This is a genomic window from Bartonella sp. AA56HLJMS (genome assembly GCF_042197145.1).
GTDB lineage: Bacteria > Pseudomonadota > Alphaproteobacteria > Rhizobiales > Rhizobiaceae > Bartonella.
In genome coordinates this window covers 1-3,827 of record NZ_JBHIRL010000046.1, presented here as the reverse complement: position 1 = coordinate 3,827, position 3,827 = coordinate 1, and the positions used below count along the sequence as shown (strand labels likewise).

The 3,827-nt window shown below is 41.4% G+C and carries 5 protein-coding genes; 2 read left to right on the top strand and 3 right to left on the bottom strand.

What is annotated here, in order from left to right; all coding sequences use genetic code 11:
- Window positions 1–138 precede the first annotated feature (138 nt).
- Together ACFINI_RS09460 and ACFINI_RS09455 are read left to right on the top strand one after the other, a co-directional pair.
- Window positions 139–669, top strand: a complete 531-nt coding sequence (locus ACFINI_RS09460; protein ID WP_375647995.1) for a helix-turn-helix domain-containing protein — start codon at window positions 139–141, stop codon at window positions 667–669.
- Between the two features lie 12 nt (window positions 670–681).
- The gene (locus ACFINI_RS09455; RefSeq protein WP_375647994.1) at window positions 682–1,197 is read left to right on the top strand and encodes a helix-turn-helix domain-containing protein; all 516 of its coding nucleotides are present in this window, start codon (window positions 682–684) and stop codon (window positions 1,195–1,197) included.
- A gap of 982 nt (window positions 1,198–2,179) precedes the next feature.
- Here ACFINI_RS09455 and ACFINI_RS09450 read toward each other — a convergent pair.
- The 3 genes from ACFINI_RS09450 to ACFINI_RS09440 all read right to left on the bottom strand — a co-directional run.
- Window positions 2,180–3,181 carry a phage late control D family protein gene (locus tag ACFINI_RS09450; protein WP_375647996.1) on the bottom strand — a complete coding sequence of 334 codons (1,002 nt, stop codon included), beginning with the start codon at window positions 3,179–3,181 and terminating at the stop codon, window positions 2,180–2,182.
- Window positions 3,181–3,435 (bottom strand): tail protein X, encoded by a 255-nt coding sequence (locus tag ACFINI_RS09445; protein ID WP_375647993.1) that lies wholly within the window; start codon window positions 3,433–3,435, stop codon window positions 3,181–3,183. Before ACFINI_RS09445 ends, ACFINI_RS09450 begins: the two co-directional genes overlap by 1 nt.
- Window positions 3,432–3,827 (bottom strand): phage tail protein (locus tag ACFINI_RS09440; RefSeq protein ID WP_375647992.1); only part of this gene is annotated, 396 nt, incomplete at its 5' end. The genes ACFINI_RS09445 and ACFINI_RS09440, both read right to left, overlap by 4 nt.

Below are 3,827 nucleotides of genomic sequence, written 5' to 3'. Positions count from 1 at the left end.
GCTTCAAACGGATGCTCCCACATCCGTTTTTTGTGGGGTTAATTGTAAAATATCTGCCCTCTATATCGGGCGGTAATTATAGGTATACAGCCTAAATAGGCTTTTGTAAATACCCAAATGTCATTTGGAGTGATTTTTTTGGCACGCCCTGAAAAAGAACCTACAACAGAACTGGCAAAACGCTTGCGTGAAATACGACACACCCTTGGTTTTACAGAGCGCAAACAATTTGCTAAACATTTTGAAATTCCCGAAACGACTATGCGCAATTATGAAACGGGTTTACGAGAGCCTCCTGCATCTATACTGCGAATATATAAAGATCGCTGTGGAATATCCTTAGACTGGCTTGTCACTGGTGAAGGCGAAATGTTTAGTGACATGGCAAAAGCGAAAGCAGCAGGTTTTAAAGCGCCTACCATCCCTGCTGGTCTCATGAAAAAGCTTGGTCGCATAGCTTATACAACCTATCGCGATGCTAAAATAAAACTCCCCCCTGAAGATATAGCGGAACTCGCGGCGGAACTTTATAAAAAACTGCAAGAGCTTGTTCAAAACATCAACGATAGCGAAGAAATAGAGCTTACTTTGCCTCTTCTAAAATTGCATTTAAAGCGTCAAATAGAAGCTGAAAGAGTACATCTAGAAACTACACAAAATACGGCTTAATGCCCCTTTAATATGACACGACAAAGAAATGAACCCAAAACCCCATTAGCAAGACGCCTCATAGAGGTAAGAAAGCTTGTAGGCTTATCTCGTGATATATTTTCTCTTAAAATTGGTATTAGTATTCAAGGGCTTGGCAATTACGAACGCGGTGATAGAACCCCAGACGCAACCGTTTTAACATCATATGGAGAAAAATTTGGGGTCAACCTAAATTGGCTTTTGACTGGTGAAGATGAAATGTTCATAAACATGATGAAAACTCAGTCTTTCAATATATCTCCACCTACCATCCCTGCTGGTCTCATGAAAAAGCTTGGTCGCATAGCTTATACAACCTATCGCGATGCAAATATAAAGATCCCTCCTGAAGATATAGCGGAACTCGCGGCGGAACTTTATGGAAAACTGCAAGAGCTTGTTCAAGACATCAACGACACGGAAGAAGTAGAGCTTATTTTACCTCTTCTAAAACTGCATTTAAAGCGTCAAATAGAGGCTAAAAATGCACATCCAGAAACTACATAAGATACAGCTTAATGCCTCTTTAATATGAAAAATCGATATGAAAATCTTTTTACATTAAAAAAATAATATAATTATTTGATTAATAAGCATATATTACCTCTAAAAATAGATAATCATCAATAGGTGAAAATCTTTTTTGCTTTTTTGGTCATTTTGGGCTGATTTTGACGTCAATTGAACTTTTGGAGTGATTTTTTTCACAGGGTCTTCAAAGGCGGTTTTCTGGGCTTTCACAGACTTTTCAAAATTTTTCACAGGGGTTTCACAGACCTTTCAAAGCCTTCTCTCATTTTTACCATAAAAACGCACTTTTTTCTGATTTTCGCTCTTTTTAGCTCTTTTTTACAATTTTAGGTGTCAAAATCTATTTTGACAAAACGCGCATTTAATGCTAAATTTTATACATAAAAACAACAAATTACCACGTGTTCCTACCTAATCCCACCTTTTCCCACTTAGTATAAAACCTAGTGTCAAACTACATTGCCACTAGGTTTTGTACCAATTTATTTTTTTTCAAAGAGTTTTTAAGGGGTTCTCAAAGGGTCTTCAAAGGCCTTTCAAAGATCATTTAAAGCCTCTTTTTCTTTTCTGCTCAAAATCGCAATTTTTGATGATCAATCATTGAGTTGGAATCGTATTATTTGAGAAGCAGCGTATATAAGATGTGTTCACCTCTTTTAGCATAAATTGACTGATGATTTTTCTGTATCCTAAGCACATTATTCAGGACATTATTAAAAAGAGAAGCGTTTAAGGAATTCGGTCAACTTGACCAAATTGCTCTTCAGTCTGCAATTGTGCAATGTTTGCACCATTGCTCCTTTGAGAAATTGGGTAAACATTACCCTATTGCTGTACTCATGCAATTGGTGCAAGTTGCACCTATTCCTTACCTCCACACCAAAATGCGAACTTTTGATTTTGGTCTCAATACTCTTCAACACCGATCAAAGGGTCAAGTTGTCCCTTTGATTTTCTGTCACTCAGAGGTTTCCTTTTCTCCTGCCTCTTTTCCCTTGTTTGGTGCCTCGAGTGTGATTTCTGTGGTGTATCCGCTTTGTTTTTCATAGCGGTGGGTGACGGTTGCAGCTTTCCATGGCCCATTGATTTGCCCACGAAACCCTTGCAATAAAAGAGGTTGATCCGCCATGATTTCGGGACGCCCCTCAAGGGTCAAAGAACCACTGCCTACAGCACGACACAACCTGTCCGACTCGGAAGCAGCAGCAGCTCGTGCTTCCTCCTCACAAGTGTAACAAGTGCGAAGACGCCGCACGGGACCGCTAAACCCTGTCTGATGCTTGACTTGGCATTGCTGCCCTTTTGAGCGATCAAAATAAGAAGCTTCAATAGTGCCATATTGCGTACGTGGCTCTAACGTGAATTCCCAGTTAGAACAGTCATGCTTATGAAGTTCGAGTGCTGGTAAATTGTCCCCGCTTAAAAATAAAAACTTATTGTCCTTGATCAAAAAACGTGCCCGCATGCGATCGGCAAGGCGGGTTAAAAAATCAACAGCCGATTGATCTGTACGAATCACATAAGGCAAAGTTTGTTGAGTGAACTGGGGACTAACCTTTGCTTGATAGCCATGGCGTTTGGCAAGTGTCTCGACAATCTCACCAACAGTTTTGTGGTCAAAATGTTCACTCACCTGTTCTTTGAGCTCTTTACGCATCGAGGCACTTTTGCCACAAAGGCGCAAAATCTCTCCATCACTGCCACCACAACTTACAACCGATTCGACAACAAAACGCCCCATAAATGCACTGATGCTGTTCTCATAACCAAAGATCACCTGTAGCGCACTATTGCTTGAGGGAACCTCTAAATCATTGCCACTATCATCAAACTCTGCTTCAAATGTATCGGCTTCATTCCCAGCATGGTCCGTAATGGTTGCGGTTAAAAGACGCTGGTAAAAAACCTCATGAACAGGTTTGTCTCCCACCTTGACCACAATAAAAGGGTGTGTGCGCATTAATCCCATAGCCGCTTCACCATGCTTTGGGGATTAGACAACACAAACTCAGGCAGAATGACCTTTAAGCCCCGTGGTAAAAACACACCATATTTGGCAATCTCTGGATTAGCTTCCAGTGTGGCTTCTAAATAGCCTTTGAGTAAACCAGCTTGCCTCCGGTCTCTGAACACTGCCATGACATGGTGAAAGCAAAGGAGATCGAGGCTCATATCCTCTAGCTCTACAATAACGCGCTTTTTGGGTATCTTCATAGAGTTTGTCCTTCTTGGTAATACCCCATTTGATATTGTCTCTCTTGGTATTGTCCTTGTGGTTTTCCGCCATTAAAAAAGGGCAAGAGCGTAATGGAATAGCGGATGCGCTCGGATTGACCAGAGCGACTGATATAGTCATGGTCTTTATTGATCGTGGTGATTACTACGGGTCCATGGAGAAGGACACTATAGGTCGTATCATTAATCCAACGAAGCATCTGGACCGGCTTTGCTCTTCGGATAGTTGTAGTGATGGCATCTATCGCTACCCGGTCCCCAAATTCTTCTGGAAACCAAACCCCATGAATGGTTTTTGCATCATTGCCATAGCCGGTAAATTGCAAACTGGGGGACCTGCCAAAACGCTCTAGGCAAACCCAGGAGGCAGA

Coding starts and splice junctions, on each gene's coding strand:
- ACFINI_RS09455 (WP_375647994.1), top strand. CDS start 682: ATGACACGACAAAGAAATGAACCCAAAACCCCATTAGCAAGACGCCTC.
- ACFINI_RS09450 (WP_375647996.1), bottom strand. CDS start 3,181: ATGCGCACACACCCTTTTATTGTGGTCAAGGTGGGAGACAAACCTGTT.
- ACFINI_RS09445 (WP_375647993.1), bottom strand. CDS start 3,435: ATGAAGATACCCAAAAAGCGCGTTATTGTAGAGCTAGAGGATATGAGC.